The sequence below is a fragment of the Fulvivirga sp. M361 genome, assembly GCF_007097395.1.
Classification (GTDB): Bacteria; Bacteroidota; Bacteroidia; order Cytophagales; family Cyclobacteriaceae; genus Fulvivirga.
The window spans coordinates 7501-26451 of record NZ_VKDC01000001.1 but is presented as its reverse complement, the minus strand read 5'-3'; the positions used below and the strand labels follow the sequence as shown (position 1 = coordinate 26451).

The window sequence follows — 18951 nt, the reverse complement described above, 5'->3', positions numbered from 1 at the left end:
AAGGTGATTTGCCTTTATATAGGTTGCTGTATATTGATGGACAGTGCTGGTTTACAACACTAGGAAGCAGCAGAAAGCAGCAGTTCAGTGATCTCTTTTTGAAGGGATTGACCTTTATCCTGTGCATACCATTTATGTAAGTCGTCATTGTAACTTTCACCTTTGGCCAGAAGGTCTTTGACGAGTTTCTGTGCAGGTACCGGTCTTGGTCCCCAGGTGTTGAGTACCTGCTGGTTTTCATCGAGCTGGATCACTTTAGGAATAGCTTTTGCGCCATTGGTAAGAAAAGCATCTATTAACTCCGGGTTTTCATCACGGAAAACTAGCGTTAAACGGATCTTTCCTTTGGATGCTTCAGATATATGATGAAACAACGCAGTAGATTGTGCCGCATCACCGCACCAAAACTCAGTAATTACTAACCAGCTAATTGGTGATGAGATACGATTAATGGCTTCTAATAGTGCAGGGCTCAACTGAGTCTGCTTAATTCCTCTCTTAAGCCGTTGGAAGTTGATAGGAAAATACTGTGGATTTACAATGCCTTCTTCGTCACCGGATTTTACCCGTTCTGTTAGGTCAGAAAGTGTTGCCATGTACTGTTCAAAGCTGATGCCGTTCTCAACATATGTGTTGAGTTCTACGGCTTGAGGACTGGTCATATCGTTATTCATGTTCTTAAGTTTACTACTATTACCAACACCGATGGCAGAAGAATAAATTCTGAAAATTAATAAAATATGTAAAGAGGTCAGAGGTCAGACATTCTGAACATGCGGAATGATAATATGAAGACAAGTAATAGGATGCCTGCAGCCATATAGAACGTGGCTGAGCCTATTATACCATAAAGGTATCCGCCAAATATAAGACCTAGAATACTTGCAAGACTTCCTGAGCTGTTGGCTACACCCTGTACAGACCCTTGTTGGTTTTCGCCACCTAGTTTTGATAAAATAGATAGGAACGAGGGCCACATGAGGCCATTTCCCAGGGCGAATAATACAGCCGCCAGGTATAATACCAACTCATTTCCGTTAGCCATAACGGAAAAATTTAATACCAACATTAAGCTGCCAAAAACGACCAGTCGCGCATCTGAAATTCTTTTAGAGAGGTAGCTCAACAGGGGGCCTTGTACCAATATCATGAGGCCGCTTAGGAAAGAAAAGAAAATCCCTAGCTCCAGCGAGTTCCATGCCAAATGTTTTAACGCGTGCATGGGGAATGAACCATAAAAGAAGCTGAAAGCAAGGAAGGTAAGAAAATAAATGACTAACATGAAAAATACATGTGGGATGGCCAGTATACTTTTAAAGCTGGTGTCCTTGCACTTCTGCATTTTATAGCATTCTTTATGTTCAAAACTGAATACTCTTTTTAAACTGAAACGAGCCTGTGGCTCTACCAGATGTGTGTTGGATTCCGGTAGCCGAAACCATATCAGGTAGACCGCTATCGTCGAAATTAATATAGCTGCAAGTACAGGTATAGTTTCACCGTACTCTGTTGCTCCTAATAACCCGGCCAAAGAAGGACCTATAATGAATCCGAGGCTTGATGACATGGCCATTTTGCCAAAATTGGCCTTACGGTTATCGTCATTTGAGATATCAGATAAATACGCATTGGCTACGGATACATTGCCTCCGGTAAGTCCATCCAATGCCCTTGCCAAAAATAAAAACAACAATGGAATAGTTACTTCGAAAGCACCAATGGAAGAAGATTCCACTTCGAAGAGTTCATCCACAGGCAGGTATAAGGCGGTTAGGAAAACAAACCAGGCCAAAAGTGTACCAATCTGGCTTAACAAGAGTATTTTTCTTCTTCCAAAAGTATCAGACCACCTGCCCAGTATGGGAGCCCCAACAAATTGAAATGCAGGATAAATTGAGCCTAAGACACCATACACAAACTCATTGCCCCCGAATCGATTTACTAAAAATACCAAAAAAGGCATGATAATACTGTAACCCAGCATTCCAATAAAGTTTACTGAAAGCACAGGCAGTAATGAAATAGGTTTGACAGCGGTAGTTTTCAATGTATCGGACGGAGTTAAAAGTGAGGTATATGATTTCCTGAAATTAAGAAATAATCGTTGATCCTCTAGTCACGTTTTATGAAGTAATTAATAGTTTTAAGTACTTTAAAAACTTCTGGGTTTTGAATAAGGAAGGTCCAGAGGTAAACCACTCTATTCATGTCACAAAAAATGACAAGGAAGTTATACCTTTAAAAAGACTCCTTCTAAATCAAAAGGAATAATAAACTACTACTTAGCAAGATTTTATGATTTTTAATACTACTTTTTTTGCACAGAAAAAAAAACTAGATTTACCCGGGGCTGAATAAGGAAAATTCTTTGATGGAATCTTTAACAACTGAAGAAGAGTGGATTCTCCTGGCGATAGCTGTACTCCAACCTGAGGCATATGCCTTTGCTATAAAAAACGAGGTCAAATCTGAATTTGGCAGCACCCTTGCCTTAGGTACGATCCATACCATTCTCTATCGACTTAATAAACGTGGGTTCTTAACCTCGACATTAGGAGGTAGCAATAAAAAGCGTGGTGGACGCAGTAAAAGGATGTATTCGTTATCTGCCACCGGGTTTTCGGTGATACAGGCCATCCAAATAGCCCGAAACGCTATGTGGATGAAGATATCGGCGGCACGCATTGTGATTTCTCCTTAAAGCTTCGCATCATGTTTCATTCAAATCATTCTATTGTACCAGCTAAAATTGATGATAGAAGGGCAGCTATGAATCAAATAATACCTTAATAAACCTTCTTTGAAAATAGAAGTGATAGAGAAAGTGCTCAATTTGGATGAAACAGGACATATCAAATTACGTTTGCAGATGGTACAAATTTCAGAATAAGTACTGCATACAGAGCTTTGAGGTTTTAGTTTCGTTTTCATCCCTATTCACCCTACATGATCATGATCGGGTTGCCACTCGAACCTACGTATCCTTTGGAGTGGTAAACATTCCCTCTACCACTGGTTTTTGCCTCATTTACCAGCTTTCAGTCACTGGTATCCGTTACCTGTGACAGACGATGCTCTTTCCCAAAAAGATCAAAATGGATGTTCGGTTAAGTCCCGCAATTAGGGAATTCTAATCCTGTATTATTTTATTTTGTATTAGAGATTAAATAAATTTTGTTTATTCAATCTCTGATATCCGGGAATAATTTTATTGAAAAGACCAGTTTCAAAATTCAGTTAAAGCTGTGACGGTGGAGATTTGCTTATAAAATTGATTTTTCTATTTAACAATCTTATTATCAAAAAATTACAATTCATCTATTGAATATGATCCACGCTGATATCATAGAGTGGAAGATTGGAATGATGATTAGGAGGAGATAAATGGAGTGATGCGTCACGTAAATTCAGGTAAGTTTGATATATTTAATTTTCAATTAGAAAACTAATTAACAAAAAAAATCGTTTGATTCATGACTATAGGAGAATTTAATAAAACACGTATGATCCAGTCATTTTAATAGTTATTTAAACCTTCTAATCATTAAATGTCATCCCCTAATACATCACTTTACAAAGCATTCGATAGAAACAAGAGAATCCTTATTATTTCCAATGATGAAACTTATGGAAAAGCCCTGGCAGTAGTTATTATGTCCCTAGGAAGCTACAATGTGGTAGACATTCAAAACCAGGTCGTAGAAAAGAAAATAATTGACATCATTGAACGGGAAGTGATAGTACAGGTCATAGTAGCCCTGAACACACATGATACTGTCACAGTCAAACAAGTCCTGCAGGTAATAAGCACATGTAAGAGAACGCGGTTTATGTTGGTAGTTAAAAACTATTCTTTCTCTGACCTGATACAGTTCCTATCCTATGGAGTGGCTAACATCGTAGACCAATCTTCAGGCTTGCCTGCTGTGATGGATTGTCTTCAAAATGTAGATCAGAACAGGCCATATCTGGATGAACCGTTACTTGAATGCTTTGTATCCAACTTTAAGATAAAGTCAAACAGTGACCTGACCAATAGAGAAATAGAAGTACTTAGCAAATTGGTTTACGGTAAGTCTTATAAGGCCATAGCTGATGAATTGAATGTAGGCTTTGAAACCGTTAAGTCACACCTGAAAAATATCTATGTCAAATTAAACGTAAAAGGGAAACAGAAGGCCATTCAAAAGGCTGTGGACATGAATCTTGTGAATAAAGTTTTTACTTAAAGGGCCCGTTTTTGATTACGTTATATTATTCACTGCTACTTTTATTTTTTTAAGCACTGAGTAACTTGCTAATACGTCAGTAAAATTAAAAAGAGTTATTCGAAAGGTACAATGTCTAACACTCGAATTAGTGATATCCTCCCAAATACTTGGTAGTTTTCCGTTTAAAAACAGACTTTATATCCCCGAAAATGGGGATTTGTTTACCAGCTTTCCTATCAACTAAACCCCATTTTATGGGGTAAAATCTATTCCCTTTTCACCCTAAGTTCGAGTAAAGTAAAACCTAAATAAAACTTAGTATGAAAAAAATTGTACAAATTTTTTTCTTGCTATGCACTGTTATTTCTTTCGCCATTCAGGCACAGGATAGAACAGTGTCTGGTAAGATTTCGTCAGTGTCAGATGGCTCCTCATTACCTGGAGTCAATGTAATTCTCAAAGGAACATCTACTGGGACAGTGTCAGATGTAGAGGGTAATTACAGGTTACAGGTGCCCCAATCAGGGGGAGTATTAGTTTTCTCTTTTATAGGCTTTGCTTCGGAGGAAGTAGAAATCGCTGCAAGGAGTGTTATTGATGTTCGGCTTTCGCCCGACATTACCGAGCTAAGCGAAGTGGTAGTTACTGCTTTCGGAATAGAGAAAGAACAGAAATCCTTGGGTTATGCTGTTTCAGAGGTGGAAGGTGATATCCTGGAAAGTGGTAGGAACACAAATATGGTGAACTCACTTGCAGGCCGCGTAGCCGGACTTCAGGTGACTTCTACTGGTGGTGCGCCTGGCCAATCTTCCCGTGTTAATCTGCGAGGGGTTACTTCACTCACCGGTAATAACCAACCCTTATTCATCATAGACGGGATTCCGATGAATAACTCCGATGACAGTAACACCGATCTTACGGATGCTAATACTACTGCCGGTGCAGCGACACCTAACAGAGCAGGTGATATTAACCCCGCTGATATCGAAACCATTACAGTATTGAAAGGAGCTACAGCGGCGGCGCTTTATGGAATAAGGGCAGCCAATGGTGCTATTGTGATCACCACCAAATCCGGCAAACAAGGGGATGGTAAAGGGGCCAGAGTTACCTTTTCATCCACCTTTATGGCAGACGAAGTACTTCGAACTCCTGATTACCAAACCCGATGGGCACAAGGATCAGTGGATGGTGTCTACGCCAATGGAACCTCAAGATCTTTTGGCCCGCTTATCCAGGGGCAGGACCATGTGAACGCTTTAGGGCAAACGCTTCCGTTAAGGTCCTTTGACAATTTGGATGCTTTTTTTGAAACAGGGAAAACCTTTATCAACAATGTATCCGTAACAGGCGGTGACGACGTACGGTCGTATTATTTTTCTGTAGGGAGAACATTACAATCATCCTATATTCCCAATCAGGATTACAACAGGTTCTCCATTCGTTTAAATGCCTCCACTAAAGTATCGGACAAGATCTCAACCTCTTTCAAACTAAACTATATCAAAAATGATGGGGACCTGCCTTTTTCGGGGCAAGATGGAAATAATCCAATATTTGCTTTATATCAGGCACCGGTTTCTTTCGATCTGGGCGGTTATCCATTTCAAAACGAAGATGGTAGCCAGGTGAACTGGAGAGGAGGCTCTTTTGATAATCCATTCTGGACGGCAAATAGAACGTTTGTAGAAAGCCAGGTGGACAGGATCATAGCCAGTGCCGATGTTACCTACCAGGTATTGGATTGGATCAGTATTACAGCCAGAGCAGGGAGTGATTATGCAAGAGAAAGAAGAAAAGATTTCAAAGATATAGGTACGGCTAATGGCGGTGGCGGTAATATCACCAACAACAATGTCTTCAGAAGGGAGATCAATACAGATATTATTCTTGGTATAAATCGGAATATTACGAAAGATCTTAGTTTGAACCTTCTCTTAGGACATAATATCAATCAGAGAGATCTTGAGCAAGATGTTACCACAGGAACGGAACTGGTGCTTCCGAATACGCCTCACATTAGTAACTCTACACCTGGTGCACCTATTGAACTGCTCAGAAGGCGCAGACTGCACGGAGCTTATTTTGATGCTCAATTTGCCTATAAAAACATGTTGTTTTTTGGTGTGACAGGAAGAAATGACTGGTCATCTACACTTCCCGTGGATGAACGATCTTTTTTCTACCCTTCTGTTAATGCGGCTTTCGCATTTACGGATGCAATTTTATTAGAAAGCGACATTCTTTCCTTTGGTAAGATCCGTGCCAGTTATGCACAGGTGGGTAACGATGCACCGGTATATAGTCTGGCCCCGGTATTTGAGCAAGCCGCTCCTGACGATGGGTTTACTCAGGCGAACGCCGGGTTAAATTTCCCATTTGGGGGGCGACAGGGTTTTACCGCATTTGATGATTTGGGTAATCCTTTGCTTAAGCCGGAGAGGATAACCTCTCTTGAAATAGGAGCAGACTTACGCTTTTTTAACAATCGCATTGGTCTTGATGTGAATTACTTTCAAACAGAGTCTACAGATCAGATCATCAGTGTGAGTGTTTCCGATGCCACAGGGTTCACCAACAAGATAGAAAATGTAGGACAGTTGGACAGTAAAGGCTGGGAATTCTTGCTGACTGCTACTCCTGTAAAAACGAGCAGCTTCAGCTGGGACATTTCAGCCAATGTGTCGCGGATTAGAACAGAGGTGGTCGAGATCATTGACGGAGTAGACAATATTTTTCTTGGGGGATTTACAGGATTCCAGGTGCGGGCAGATATAGGAGAAAGATATGGATCTATCATAGGAGGGGCCTTCTTGCGTGATACCAATGGAAACATACAGGTAGACAGTAATCCAAATAGCGCGACTTATGGCTTTCCACAATTGGGCGAAATAAGTAACCTTGGACACGTAGAACCCGATTGGACCGGCGGAATTCGCAACACCCTGACTTATAAGGATTTTACATTGGATTTTCTTATTGAGACCAGGCAAGGTGGATTTATTATGAATGGAACTACCGAGTTGCTGCAGTTTTATGGACGAGCAGATGAAACAGATGATCGTACTACACCTGTGGTGTTTGACGGAGTAATTGTAAATGAAGATGGATCAAGTAGACCTAATGATATATCCATTTTAAAGAATGCTGCATTCTGGAACCAATGGAGCAATATTACAGAGGCCAATGTGTATGAGAATAATTGGGTAAAACTCAGATCTGTTAACCTGACTTACAACTTACCTAAACGCTTTTTTGAAGGTACCTTCATAGAACAGGCTCGATTCACACTTACCGGAAGAAACCTGTTATTGTTTACCAATGTGCCGGATATCGATCCTGAAACCAGTGCGTTTGGATCGGGCAATGCACAGGGTTTTAGCAGGTTTGACTTGCCAAGTACCAGGAGTTATGGTGCCAGTATCAATATCGTCTTCTAACAAAAAATCAAGATTCTAATGAAGTCAAATATAAAATATTATAATGTGCTGTTGCTGTTTTTCTTATTGATCACAGCTTCATGCGATGATAACTTTCTGGACGTTAATGAAGACCCTAACAGGCCTACTGACGTACCGGTATCCGTTCTTCTACCGGCTGTAGAGGCCAGACTGGCATTTGTTTACGGAGGTCTCCATGCCAGGATCCCGGCTCATTTTGTGCACTATTATTCTGGCCACAGAAACCAGCATCTGCGCTATGACCAATGGGATATTCAGCTTCCTGATAACAATAGGATCTGGACAGAACTGTATGCCGGTGTTTTACAGGATATTCTGGAAATGGAGACGAAAGCGATTGAAGAAGAGAGCTTTACATATGTGGGGATCGGAAAAGTATTAAAAGCCCTTACCTATGCCATGTTAACCGATAGCTTTGGAGATATTCCATTTAGTCAGGCATTGCAGGTGATTGACAACATCACGCCGGCATATGATACGCAGGAAAGTATTTATCCTCAGTTGATTGCTATGCTGGATGAGGCGATCGTGGACCTTGGACGAAATTCATCTCAATCCCCGGGTACAGATGATTTTATATACCGGGGAGACACGGACTTGTGGATAAGATTTGCAAATAGTTTAAAACTAAGACTATTGAACAGGACCAGTAAAAGGACACCTGATGCAGCTATTGCTTTCTTGAATACAAACCCACCGCTGATCTCAGAAAATTCGCAGAATGCCGAAGTGTCTTTCTTTGCAACGGCCACACAAGAGAACCCGATGTATCAGCTGGACAATCTGAGCGGTTTCCAGGATAACTCACTTAGCGCTCAATTTTTACAGCGACTTGAGGGATTGAACGATCCACGTATACCGTTTTTTTTCGAACCCGTCACAAATAACGATGCAATAGGTATTGCTGGTAAAGTGAGTGGATTAGATGATGACGACTCAGGCAGAAGTAAGTATTCTCGTATCGGTGCAGCTTTTGCAGCTGCCGATGCTCCGGTACCTTTCATAACTGCTGCCGGGGTTTTGTTCACCATTGCAGAAGTACAGCTTCGTGCTAACAATGCAGGTGCTGCCGAGACCGCTTACAACAGTGCCGTTAGAGCTGACTTTCAACGATTGAACACTACCACTGCCGGTAAGCCGGAAGTTAATTTGCTAACATCTACAGACAGGGGAAGCATCATAGGTGAAATAAGTGCTGCTGCTATAGAAAGCTATCTGGTTCAAACATCTGTAGCTTTTGATGGAACACTGGCACGGATTATAGAACAGAAGTACATTTCCAACTTCGTTAATCCGGCAGAAGGTTGGTTTGATTGGAGACGGACAGGTTTTCCTGATGACTTCATTACACCTACTACAAATCTAACCATTGGTGTAAGACCCAGAAGGTTGCCTCATCCGGAGAGTGAGATCAATTTTAATTCAAAAAGCCTGTCGGCCGGACCTGGCATTCCGCGCAAAGATGTTACTCTGCTGGAAAGAGTATGGTGGGATCAATAAAAAAGGACATAAATAAAATACAATGAAACTAAATAGTTTGAATATAATGATCGTTCTCATAGCCGTTTTAGGATTAATAACGGCCTGTGATGAAGATAATCCTCAAGGGTTTAGTACCCAGCCTTCTGCAATAGTCACACTAGATGAGGTTGGACAAGACACTTTTGACTTTGAGGAAATAAATAATGGAACAGCTGTTAATTTCACCTTGGGAGTGACCAATGCCACAAATACAACACTTAGTGGTATCAACATCCTGGTCAGCTACAAAGACAAGGAGGATATTGCATTAAAGACCGTAAATGCAAAGGAAAATGTGGTGGTAAGTATTAATGAGACACTGCTGGCATTGGATGTAAACGTGGATCAGGTAAAAGAAAATGATGTATTTACCTATGCTTTTGTTGCAGATCTGTCAGATGGGTCTATAGCAAGATCTCCTAATCGATTAGCAGTATCGGTTGAATGAGAGCCTGACATTTTAGCGGAGGTTTACAAACCTTCAGGTCAGGTTAGTTTGTAATGACAAAAAATCATAAAGAGCAAGGGAATTGAACCCCTTGTTCTTTATGTTCTATGGTAACACTTTTACTTTGACCCATCACCTAAAATGAATATTATCTGAAGTTCATTGAACAGAATAGGCATTTGCATTTTTCTGTTTTTTAAAAATGGATCGTTCTCTCAGGTAACTTTTAACTCACAGATAACAAATAGGTGGAATGAAAGATCATATCCCCAACCCCCCACAGCTAGCCGATAGATTCTTACGGGCAATATGCACTCCGGATTGGATTTCGGAGATTAAAGATGACCTCAAAGAAGATTACTATAACAATGTGAAGAACCATGGAGTAGTACAAGCTAAGGCACTTTACTGGATTGAAGTATTCTCTTTTTTGAGACCCCTTTTCTGGAAAATACGCACGGACATTGAGCAGCCCGATCATTTGAATAAAACAGATGAAAGGTCTCGTTTTGGTAAAAGTGATCCTTCGGACTAGGCAGGAATTATTCAAATGAATAAGATAAACGGACCTGTAATTCGTGTTGGCAGCTATCAAAGAGCACCTGTTTACAGGGCTAAAATAGTATAGGTCGGATAGTTGACTGTGTTCACGAATAAACTTACCTTTGCGCCCGGCTTTCACGAGTTTGCTCGCGTGAGTAATGAATGGGAAGTTAGCTCAGTTGGTTCAGAGCACCGCCTTGACAGGGCGGGGGTCGCTGGTTCGAGTCCAGTACTTCCCACCAAAAAAAAGCAACATCGCGGTGTTGCTTTTTGCCTTTTACTGGTTTAATACATTAGATACTCACCACCTCATACCCCACTCCGGATTCGACCTCATCGGTCTCTACCTCTTGATAATACACTCCGTCAAGCACATAATATTCGGTGTTATCTACATTCTTTACTTCATACCCGTCAGGTAAAGCATCTACCACAGCACCTTCCGGAGCGCTGGTAACTTCATATTCATTTTCTTTTTGTATATAGAAAGTACCATAATAGTAATAATAGGTATTATTAGCGATTACCATTCTATGGTGTGCTGCCGGTAATATACGTACTCTTATACCTACTACGGGCCGGGTTACGATAAAACCGCTTTTATTGGAAGTGTAAAATAAACCGTCATGATAGCGATAGACTACATTGTTTCTTTTAACTACTACAGCACCTTTTGGTGCTACTTTAACAACGGCACGATACCTTGGTAAGTGTCGATAAGCGTAATGTGCTCGCCGTGTTACTCTACGTCTTACCTTTCGCCTGGTTCTTCTTCTTACGGTTCTTCTCTGCTGGCCATTTCTTTTTTTAACGACCACAACGTCCCGGGACGTTTGTGCATTTGCCTCCAATACTACTTGCGGTGCAAAAAAAACTGCTATCAGCAGTGCAATTGTTAAAAATAATTTTTTCATAATATCGTTCCTCCAATCTTTATTGTTGATAATATGTAGCTTAGATGATGATGTGTATAAAAGGTTTAAAACAGAAAAATGGTTTTTTTTTAATTTCAGTTGTACTACTCTTTTCAATGCAAACAACGGCCCAACAAATAGATATTCAGGGGCATAGAGGTGCAAGAGGCATTATGCCTGAGAATACCATACCCGCCTTTATTTATGCGCTGGAACAGGGGGTGACTACCCTGGAGCTTGATGTAGTCATCACTGCGGATAAGAAGGTAGTAGTTTCACATGAACCCTGGATCTCATCAGAAATATGCCAGGGCAACAGTGGTGAGCCTCTAAGCCATGATAAAAATGAAATGAACATTTATCATATGACATACGATCAGGTAAAAAAGTATGACTGCGGATCAAAAACTCATTCCAGGTTTCCGCAACAGGAAAAAGTGAAAGTATCAAAGCCCCTGTTGAGCGATGTCATCAAGTCAGTTGAAAAACACATTAAAAGCTATACGCGTTACGAAGTAGATTATAACATTGAGATCAAAAGCAGTCCTTCAGGTGACAACAAATTTCATCCTGCACCAGGTGAATTTTCAGACATAGTTTATAAACTCATTGACGAATACCTGCCCTGGGAAAGAGTAGTGATGCAAAGTTTTGATTTTAGAATATTACGTTACTGGAATAACAGATATCCTGATGTCAGACTCGCAGCTTTGGTAGAAAATACCAAATCCGTAGCCACCAACCTGGCCAATTTAGGGATCAAACCAGCTATTTATAGTCCTAATTACAGGCTGATGTCAAAAAAGAAGATAGCCGGTTTACATGGGCAGGGTATAAAAGTAATTCCCTGGACCGTCAATGATACTACTACCATGAAAAAATTACTATCCTGGAAAGTAGACGGCATTATTACCGATTACCCTAACCGGGCTGCAGGGCTTGGATTGATATCACCTAAAACAGAATAAGACCTTTCCATTTTTTATTCTACATACACCCTGTTAATTTAGCAGCTGGTTCAAACTGAAAAAATGAAAAAGAAATACGACGTATACGGCATTGGTAACGCGCTGGTAGACATTGTCACAGAGGTGGATGATGCATTTTTGGTAAAATATAAAGTAGAAAAAGGATTAATGACGCTGGTAGAAGAAGACAGGCAGCATGAACTTGTGGAGGCGATTAATCTATCCAGCAGTAATATGAAGTGCGGAGGATCAGCAGCCAATTCAATCATAGCCGTCAGTCAGTTCGGTGGTAAATCCTTCTACTCTTGTAAGGTAGCTAATGACGACATGGGCAAATTCTATCTAAGCGATTTAAAGGAAAACGGTGTAGATACCAACTTAACCGATGAGACAAGCCCGAATGGCATTACAGGGAAATGCCTGGTAATGACCACTCCGGATGCAAACCGGACAATGAATACATTTTTAGGCATTACGTCTACTTTTTCCACAGAGCAAATAGATCAGGTAGCATTGAAAGATGCCAATTATCTCTATATTGAGGGGTATTTGGTTACTTCCGAACAGGGGCGTAAAGCCATGAAGTATGCCAAAGAACTGGCGGAAGAGAATGGTGTTAAGGTAGCTTTGACTTTTTCCGATCCAAGTATGGTCAAATATTTCAAAGCGGAAATGGAAGAAGTGATAGGAACAAGTGTGGATATGCTTTTTTGCAACGAAGAAGAAGCTATGCTTTTTACAGATACCAGTTCCTTAATTGAAGCCAGGGAAGCGCTTAAAAACGTGGCACGCAGGTTTGCCATAACCCTGGGAGAGAATGGTGCTACAATTTACGATGGAGATACGTTCATTGACATTGAATCGTATAAAGTGGATGCCATCGATACGAATGGTGCCGGAGACATGTTTGCCGGAGCATTTTTATTTGGAATTACCCATGGACACAGTTTGGCAGAAGCCGGGAAAATTGCTAGTCTGGCATCCTCAAAAGTGGTGTCACAATTTGGTCCGCGCCTGGAATGGCACCAAACAAAAGAGATCATGAATCACCTCTTTGAGAACTGACAATCAGGTTCTTTAAGCATAATTTTATAACTTGACTATCAATATGCGAAAGTTTATTCCCGGTACGATCGTCTTATTGATAGTCGCCTTTACGGTGTCAGCTCAGGTAACCGCTGACGATGTTATTGATAACTACCTTGAGAAAATAGGAGGTAAGTCACAATTAAGACAATTACGCAAATTGTCGTACGTATTAAACGGTTACTCTTCCGGGACACCCATACAGATGCAGTATGAAACAGCTTATCCAAACCTTTCTAAGCTGGCCATCTATTCGAATAATCAAGAAATAGCGCGTTCAGAATTTGACGGACGTCAAGGGTTTAACAGTGCGATGGGTACAAATACTCCCATGACATATGAGGAACTGGAAACGAATAAATATGCTAACTTATTCTTACTGGAGCTATATTACAAAGAGCATGGCATACAAATGAACTATATAGGTCAAATTCAAAACCCATACGATTATCAGTATTACCACCAGATAGAAAAAGTTTTACCTAATGGTGTGTCATCTTATGTTTATTATAATGTTACTACGGGTCTTTTAGCGCAGGAAATGATGGCCGATGGCAGCTATACGAACTTCAGTGATTATAGAAACTACCAGGGTTTTTTATTTCCCCACAGCCTGGAATTAATATATACTAACGGTGTTGAGATACAAGCCTCAGTAAGTACTATAAACCTGGAAAAGGTTTTGTCCCAGGAACCTCCATCTCATACTGCTAGTAATACGATACGAAATTCCGGTGACAAAGCGTCATCTACCACTTCGATTAAAACAGTGCCCCAAAATAGTGTTCCGAATGTGGCATACACTAAAAAAGTAGCGCTGGTTATAGGTAATTCGAATTATAAGAATGGAGGTTCATTGAAAAACCCTGTCAATGATGCCAAAGCAATAGGATTGACACTTAAGCAATTAGGTTTTGAAGTGTACACGCATTATGACCTTGGCCAGGCAGATATGAAAAGAGCCATTGATGACTTTGGAAAGAAACTCAGATCATCTGAGGTTGGATTATTTTACTATGCAGGTCATGGCATCCAGTCAAAAGGCCGAAATTACATGATTCCGGTAGAAGCAGATTTGCAAAACGAACAACAGGTAGAATACGACTGTATTGCCGCTGACCGGGTACTAGCCTTTATGGACTATGCTGAAAGTAAGGTGAATATAGTAGTACTTGACGCTTGCCGTAATAATCCTTTTGAAAGAAGCTGGCGAAGGTCCGCTAACGGCAATGGTCTGGCCTTTATGAATGCTCCCACAGGTTCACTGATCGCTTATGCTACTTCACCTGGTACCACGGCATCTGATGGTCAAGGTAGTAATGGGCTATATACTGCTGCCCTTCTCAAATACATGAAATCACCTGGGTTAACAATAGAACAAATGTTTAAAAGGGTTCGGTCGGAAGTGGAGGAAAAGTCTAATAAATCACAAGTACCCTGGGAATCAACCTCTCTTAAAGGAGAATTTTATTTTGTTCCATCTCATTAATTCAGCCCTTCTCTGAAAATTAAATTGGCAGGAAAAACGTCCAATTTGAATAAACAAGGTATATTCGATAGTGAGGGTGATACAAATCTCAGAATGAATGTTAAGTGCAAAATTTCAAGGGTTTTAGTCCGAGTTTTCATCCCCCTTTGATGCACATTCCTGTCTAACCGGCTTTTACCTCATTTACCAGCATCCAGCCTCATCACATGTTATGCTCCAGGCTCTTCGCACTATGCGCTTCCCCGAAGAGATCAAAATGAATTTTCAGTGAAACCCTAATTCATTCACCCATCCATAGTTTTTGAGCTTTTTCCTGTTCGGGAGAAGGTGCCTCAATTTTATTGACTACTGGCAGTTTAAGATAGGACCATGTTTCGTTCAGTGGCACAGTCAACGAATAATGTACAGTTTTTCTTTTCAATTCAATACGTACAGTCTCCTTATGGCTTGAACCCTCAAGCCATTCTTTTATCGGATAATCATCTGCGCGTATGATTATGTCATTATAAGAAAAATGTTGTTCACCAGGAGCTCCAGGTTCCATAAGTACCACTTTATGGCCATCAGCCACTTCTGTTAGCTTAACTCCGAGCATACTTTCAAATGGTTTTTCTCTGTCTTTAAATGATAGCGCTATTCCAAATTCAGCCAGAAGCTCTTCTAAAAGCAATTGAGTATCAGTTATACCCTTGATATAATTATTAAATAAAAGCTTCGTTGAAGCTGGCGATACTTCGCTGCACACTTTCTCAATATCATCGATCGTATACCCTTTCCCTGTTTTTCCAAAACGCTCCCAAAGTAACTTTATCACATCATCCAGAGAGTGTTTATTACCTGAACTATAACGGGCATGAAGGTCAAAAAGTAAGGCCATTACAGCCCCTTCTACGTAAATAGAGCTTTTTTTGTGCGGAGCGCCTGGTTGGTATCCATCAATCCACAGGTCGAGAGAAGAGTCAATCACCGAATTATTCAAGCGCCCAAAGTTTAAAAAGTGACGGGTAAACAATTTCTCTAACTCGTGTTTGTATTGCTTCCAGGAAAATACACCACTTTTTTTAAGAAAAAGATCGCCGTAGTAAGTCGTAAAACCCTCAGCGACGAAACCGGTAGGAAAAACAGGTGGCCTACTGAAGTCATAAGGCATCATTTCTTTGGGTCTGATCTTAATGATATTCCAGGCGTGAAAAAGTTCATGTGAACTCACCCCGATAAACTCGTTATACAATTCGGCTTTATTAAGCTCTTTTCCCGGACCGATGGTGATCACTGTAGAATTACCATGTTCTACACCATGATAAAACTTATAGGGAAGCAAGTGAAATAAAAAATGATAATCCTTCTCAGGAAATTCACCCACCATGTCTATTTGGGCCTGGCTGAATCTTTTAAAATCAGCTAAAACACCTTCTATATCAAGTGTGTGTTTGCCATTTAACCAGAGGTAAAAAGAGATTTTCCCTATTGTATATTCATATTTTTCAAGCTTATTACATGCCATTAACGGGCTATCTGCCAACGTATAGTAGTTCGGGGCAAAGAGATAATGGTCGGAGAAAGGTAAACCACAGGCAATGTCGTAGGAAGTTGGGATATCAAGTTTTACACGGCATGGTTCGTCCATTCTGTCTTCTACGTATAGCATGCAGTTAACAAAATTAATGTAGACTAATTCGGTGCTTAAAACAGAAGCGCCGGCATCCATTTGATCGGCATAATATAAATACCGGATGCTGACTTCATTCATTTGACCACACAGTATTCTCCAGTGTGCAGGTGCAATTTTATGTATAGCAATAGCCTCATCACCACAATGAGCAGTGATTTGTTGAATATTTTTAGCGTAGTTTGCTGCTTCGTATCTTCCTGGCCTCCAGGTCGGAAGCCGTACATCAATGAAAGGGCGTGTGATTTTGCGGATCACAAGTTTAATTTCCAAAAAATGACTGAGAGGGTTGGTGTATGAGATGGAGTAATCCATAGGCAAAGCGTCAAACTAAAATGGTTGTACCATTTGTAAATAATAAAAAGCTGCCTATCTTTGCAGCCCATTTATTGATTCGAGAAAAATAATCTTGTCTGCAAGGTTAAATAAACATAAGCATGAAAAGAACATTTCAACCTTCGAAAAGAAAAAGAAAAAACAAGCACGGATTTAAATCCAGAATGGAATCTGTTAGCGGTAGAGCGGTTATCGCCAGAAGGCGTGCAAAGGGCAGGAAAAAACTTACAGTTTCTGACGAGAAAACACATAAGTAATACGTCGGTTGCTTTTCCCGCTCAAGGGAAAACGGGTTTTCAAATAGCAGCCGTTTGAAAAATCCGAATATGAAAAACACCTTTAAAAAGGTAGAGCGGCTCAATAAAAAGAAACATATCACGGAACTCTTTCAAAAGGGTTCCTCTTTTTATATATATCCTTTCAAAATTCTTTTCCTGGACAGTACTGATTTGTATAATGCTGATCCGGATTATCATCAGATACTTATTTCAGTACCAAAGCGTCTTTTTAAGAGAGCTGTAGATCGAAACAGGATCAAAAGACGCACACGCGAGGCCTATCGCCTAAATAAGAATGAATTAGAAATTCGTCATAAGCTGCTGATTGCTTATATTTATACTGCTAAAAAGGTTCTTTCCTATAAAGACATCGAAAAAGGCATATTAGCCTCATTAAAACGTCTTGCCGGGAAACCCGTTAAGAATTGAGTGATATGAAAATGAAATCACGGTTAATACGCACTATTGGGTTTGTATTTCTCGCCAGTATTGTTTTATCCTTTATTTCACCCACTGAAAGGTATTTTGAGATAGCTAAGAATCTGGACATCTTCGCCACGCTTTTTAAGGAGGTGAATGCCTATTACGTGGATGAGATTGAACCGGATAAACTTATCCGTGTTGGCATTGACGCTATGCTCGGGTCGCTTGATCCTTATACAAACTTTATTCCTGAAGAAGAGATCGAATCCTTTCGGACACTTACCACCGGACAGTATGCAGGTATAGGTGCTTTGATAGGTAATATCAATGGAAAAATTGTTGTCACTATGCCTTACGAGAAATTTGCAGCGCATAAGGCAGGTATTAAAATTGGAGATGAATTAATATCCATTGACAATGTTGATGTGAAAGGCAAATCAGTTACCCAGATTAGTGCGTTGTTAAAGGGGCAGGCGAAGACTAAGGTAAAGATCATTGCACGAAGATATGGAGAGGCAGACCCGATTACTTTTGAGTTCAACAGAGAAAAAATCACTATAGGAAATGTTTCTTATGCCGGAATGATAGATGATCAGATTGGCTATATCAAATTACACGATTTTACCCCGGGAGCCGGAAAAGAAGTAGCGGAAGCTTTGAAAAAACTAAAGAATGAAAATGCAGGATCTGTCGTGCTTGATTTAAGGGACAATCCGGGAGGACTATTAAGTGAGGCGGTTAATGTGTCAAACGTATTTATTTCTAAAAACAAAGAGGTGGTTTCTACTAAGGGTAAAGTGGTAGAATGGAACAAGACTTACAAGACTTTAAATAATCCGGTAGATACAGAAATACCTTTAGTGGTATTAATAAGTGGTGGTAGTGCCTCTGCTGCAGAGATCGTATCCGGAGTGATACAAGATTATGATCGAGGGGTATTAATAGGGTCACGTACCTTTGGAAAAGGACTTGTGCAGACTACCAGGCCACTCACATATAACTCTCAGCTCAAGGTGACCACCGCTAAATATTATATCCCCAGTGGCAGATGTATTCAGGCGTTAGATTATGCCCATAGGAACGAAGATGGCAGTGTAGACCGTGTACCTGACTCTCTGAAGGTGGAGTTTAAAACCAAGAGAGGGCGTTCAGTATATGATGGGGGAGGTCTGGATCCGGATTTGGTGGTCAAGCGTGATTATATTGCGCCTATTACAATCAGCCTGATTTCCAAAGGCCATATTTTTAACTTTTCCACTAAATTTTATTATGAAAATAAGGAAAGAATAAAGACACCTGGCTTTGAATTATCAGAAGAGGACTATCAGGGATTTAAAGATTGGCTGCAGGATAAAGAATATGATTATACAACAACGGTGGAAAAAACATTGGAGAGTTTAGAGAGTTCTGCCAAAAAGGAAAAGTACTTTGATGACATCAATCAACAGTTGATGGATTTGAAAAATAAAGTTGTGCACAATAAAGATTCTGACCTTGAAAATTTCAAAACTGAAATTCTTCAGGTGCTAAGAGAAGAAGTGCTTTCAAGGGCTTTCCTTGAGAAAGGTGGTATCAAAGCCTCGTTTGATTCTGATGATGATATT

General features: G+C 40.4%; 16 protein-coding genes and 1 tRNA gene (1 of these 17 only partly in view). 13 read left to right on the top strand and 4 right to left on the bottom strand.

Annotated elements, in window-relative coordinates; translation table 11 throughout:
• Window positions 1-59 precede the first annotated feature (59 nt).
• Together FNH22_RS00120 and FNH22_RS00115 are read right to left on the bottom strand one after the other, a co-directional pair.
• A complete protein-coding gene (locus FNH22_RS00120) occupies window positions 60-674 on the bottom strand; it encodes a thioredoxin family protein (RefSeq protein WP_143396254.1) in 615 nt (204 codons plus the stop codon).
• A gap of 77 nt (window positions 675-751) precedes the next feature.
• Window positions 752-2047: an MFS transporter gene (locus tag FNH22_RS00115; RefSeq protein ID WP_255517941.1), complete on the bottom strand. Its 1296-nt coding sequence runs from the start codon at window positions 2045-2047 to the stop codon at window positions 752-754.
• A 324-nt stretch (window positions 2048-2371) separates the two neighbouring features.
• Here FNH22_RS00115 and FNH22_RS00110 point away from each other — a divergent pair, with 324 nt between their 5' ends.
• The 7 genes from FNH22_RS00110 to FNH22_RS00080 all read left to right on the top strand — a co-directional run bounded on the left by FNH22_RS00110 (window position 2372) and on the right by FNH22_RS00080 (window position 10426).
• Complete coding sequence (locus FNH22_RS00110) at window positions 2372-2701, top strand: PadR family transcriptional regulator (RefSeq protein ID WP_143396253.1); 330 nt, start codon at window positions 2372-2374, stop codon at window positions 2699-2701.
• 847 nt (window positions 2702-3548) lie between these two features.
• Window positions 3549-4229, top strand: coding sequence for a response regulator transcription factor (locus FNH22_RS00105; RefSeq protein WP_143396252.1), 681 nt, complete (start codon window positions 3549-3551; stop codon window positions 4227-4229).
• A gap of 302 nt (window positions 4230-4531) precedes the next feature.
• Window positions 4532-7651 carry a SusC/RagA family TonB-linked outer membrane protein gene (locus tag FNH22_RS00100; protein WP_143396251.1) on the top strand — a complete coding sequence of 1040 codons (3120 nt, stop codon included), beginning with the start codon at window positions 4532-4534 and terminating at the stop codon, window positions 7649-7651.
• Window positions 7652-7669: 18 nt separating this feature from the next.
• Entirely contained in the window at window positions 7670-9172 is a 1503-nt protein-coding gene (locus FNH22_RS00095; RefSeq protein ID WP_143396250.1) for a SusD/RagB family nutrient-binding outer membrane lipoprotein, read from the top strand.
• Between the two features lie 22 nt (window positions 9173-9194).
• On the top strand, window positions 9195-9641 hold the full coding sequence (locus FNH22_RS00090; protein WP_143396249.1) for a hypothetical protein: 447 nt from the start codon (window positions 9195-9197) through the stop codon (window positions 9639-9641).
• 253 nt (window positions 9642-9894) lie between these two features.
• On the top strand, window positions 9895-10176 hold the full coding sequence (locus tag FNH22_RS00085) for a permease prefix domain 2-containing transporter (RefSeq protein ID WP_143396248.1): 282 nt from the start codon (window positions 9895-9897) through the stop codon (window positions 10174-10176).
• Window positions 10177-10348: 172 nt separating this feature from the next.
• A tRNA-Val gene (locus FNH22_RS00080) sits at window positions 10349-10426 on the top strand.
• 51 nt (window positions 10427-10477) lie between these two features.
• Here the strand turns inward: FNH22_RS00080 and FNH22_RS00075 are convergent.
• Window positions 10478-11098, bottom strand: coding sequence for a DUF6515 family protein (locus FNH22_RS00075; RefSeq protein WP_143396247.1), 621 nt, complete (start codon window positions 11096-11098; stop codon window positions 10478-10480).
• 116 nt (window positions 11099-11214) lie between these two features.
• Between FNH22_RS00075 and FNH22_RS00070 the strand changes: the two genes are divergently transcribed.
• From FNH22_RS00070 to FNH22_RS00060, 3 genes are all read left to right on the top strand, one after another.
• Entirely contained in the window at window positions 11215-12066 is an 852-nt protein-coding gene (locus FNH22_RS00070; protein ID WP_143396246.1) for a glycerophosphodiester phosphodiesterase, read from the top strand.
• A gap of 63 nt (window positions 12067-12129) precedes the next feature.
• Window positions 12130-13131, top strand: coding sequence for an adenosine kinase (locus FNH22_RS00065; protein WP_143396245.1), 1002 nt, complete (start codon window positions 12130-12132; stop codon window positions 13129-13131).
• 43 nt (window positions 13132-13174) lie between these two features.
• Window positions 13175-14641: a caspase domain-containing protein gene (locus FNH22_RS00060; protein ID WP_143396244.1), complete on the top strand. Its 1467-nt coding sequence runs from the start codon at window positions 13175-13177 to the stop codon at window positions 14639-14641.
• 280 nt (window positions 14642-14921) lie between these two features.
• On the opposite strand, the gene FNH22_RS00055 is transcribed toward FNH22_RS00060, so the two are convergent.
• A complete protein-coding gene (locus FNH22_RS00055; protein ID WP_143396243.1) occupies window positions 14922-16625 on the bottom strand; it encodes a M61 family metallopeptidase in 1704 nt (567 codons plus the stop codon).
• 122 nt (window positions 16626-16747) lie between these two features.
• Between FNH22_RS00055 and rpmH the strand changes: the two genes are divergently transcribed.
• From rpmH to FNH22_RS00040, 3 genes are all read left to right on the top strand, one after another.
• A complete protein-coding gene (rpmH, locus tag FNH22_RS00050; RefSeq protein WP_143396242.1) occupies window positions 16748-16903 on the top strand; it encodes a 50S ribosomal protein L34 in 156 nt (51 codons plus the stop codon).
• Between the two features lie 69 nt (window positions 16904-16972).
• Window positions 16973-17353: a ribonuclease P protein component gene (gene rnpA / locus FNH22_RS00045; RefSeq protein ID WP_143396241.1), complete on the top strand. Its 381-nt coding sequence runs from the start codon at window positions 16973-16975 to the stop codon at window positions 17351-17353.
• A gap of 11 nt (window positions 17354-17364) precedes the next feature.
• Window positions 17365-18951 carry the 5' portion of a S41 family peptidase gene (locus tag FNH22_RS00040; protein WP_143396240.1) on the top strand. The gene runs 63 nt beyond the window's last position, so the window shows 1587 of its 1650 coding nt (coding positions 1-1587); the start codon lies at window positions 17365-17367; the stop codon falls past the right edge of the window.

What these genes read in the sequence shown, in the direction of transcription:
- FNH22_RS00065 (WP_143396245.1), top strand. Translation starts at nt 12,130, where the DNA reads ATGAAAAAGAAATACGACGTATACGGCATTGGTAACGCGCTGGTAGAC.
- FNH22_RS00060 (WP_143396244.1), top strand. Translation starts at nt 13,175, where the DNA reads ATGCGAAAGTTTATTCCCGGTACGATCGTCTTATTGATAGTCGCCTTT.
- FNH22_RS00055 (WP_143396243.1), bottom strand. Translation starts at nt 16,625, where the DNA reads ATGGATTACTCCATCTCATACACCAACCCTCTCAGTCATTTTTTGGAA.
- FNH22_RS00110 (WP_143396253.1), top strand. Translation starts at nt 2,372, where the DNA reads ATGGAATCTTTAACAACTGAAGAAGAGTGGATTCTCCTGGCGATAGCT.
- FNH22_RS00085 (WP_143396248.1), top strand. Translation starts at nt 9,895, where the DNA reads ATGAAAGATCATATCCCCAACCCCCCACAGCTAGCCGATAGATTCTTA.
- FNH22_RS00090 (WP_143396249.1), top strand. Translation starts at nt 9,195, where the DNA reads ATGAAACTAAATAGTTTGAATATAATGATCGTTCTCATAGCCGTTTTA.
- rnpA (WP_143396241.1), top strand. Translation starts at nt 16,973, where the DNA reads ATGAAAAACACCTTTAAAAAGGTAGAGCGGCTCAATAAAAAGAAACAT.
- FNH22_RS00120 (WP_143396254.1), bottom strand. Translation starts at nt 674, where the DNA reads ATGAATAACGATATGACCAGTCCTCAAGCCGTAGAACTCAACACATAT.
- FNH22_RS00100 (WP_143396251.1), top strand. Translation starts at nt 4,532, where the DNA reads ATGAAAAAAATTGTACAAATTTTTTTCTTGCTATGCACTGTTATTTCT.
- FNH22_RS00105 (WP_143396252.1), top strand. Translation starts at nt 3,549, where the DNA reads ATGTCATCCCCTAATACATCACTTTACAAAGCATTCGATAGAAACAAG.
- FNH22_RS00095 (WP_143396250.1), top strand. Translation starts at nt 7,670, where the DNA reads ATGAAGTCAAATATAAAATATTATAATGTGCTGTTGCTGTTTTTCTTA.
- FNH22_RS00075 (WP_143396247.1), bottom strand. Translation starts at nt 11,098, where the DNA reads ATGAAAAAATTATTTTTAACAATTGCACTGCTGATAGCAGTTTTTTTT.
- FNH22_RS00070 (WP_143396246.1), top strand. Translation starts at nt 11,215, where the DNA reads ATGCAAACAACGGCCCAACAAATAGATATTCAGGGGCATAGAGGTGCA.
- rpmH (WP_143396242.1), top strand. Translation starts at nt 16,748, where the DNA reads ATGAAAAGAACATTTCAACCTTCGAAAAGAAAAAGAAAAAACAAGCAC.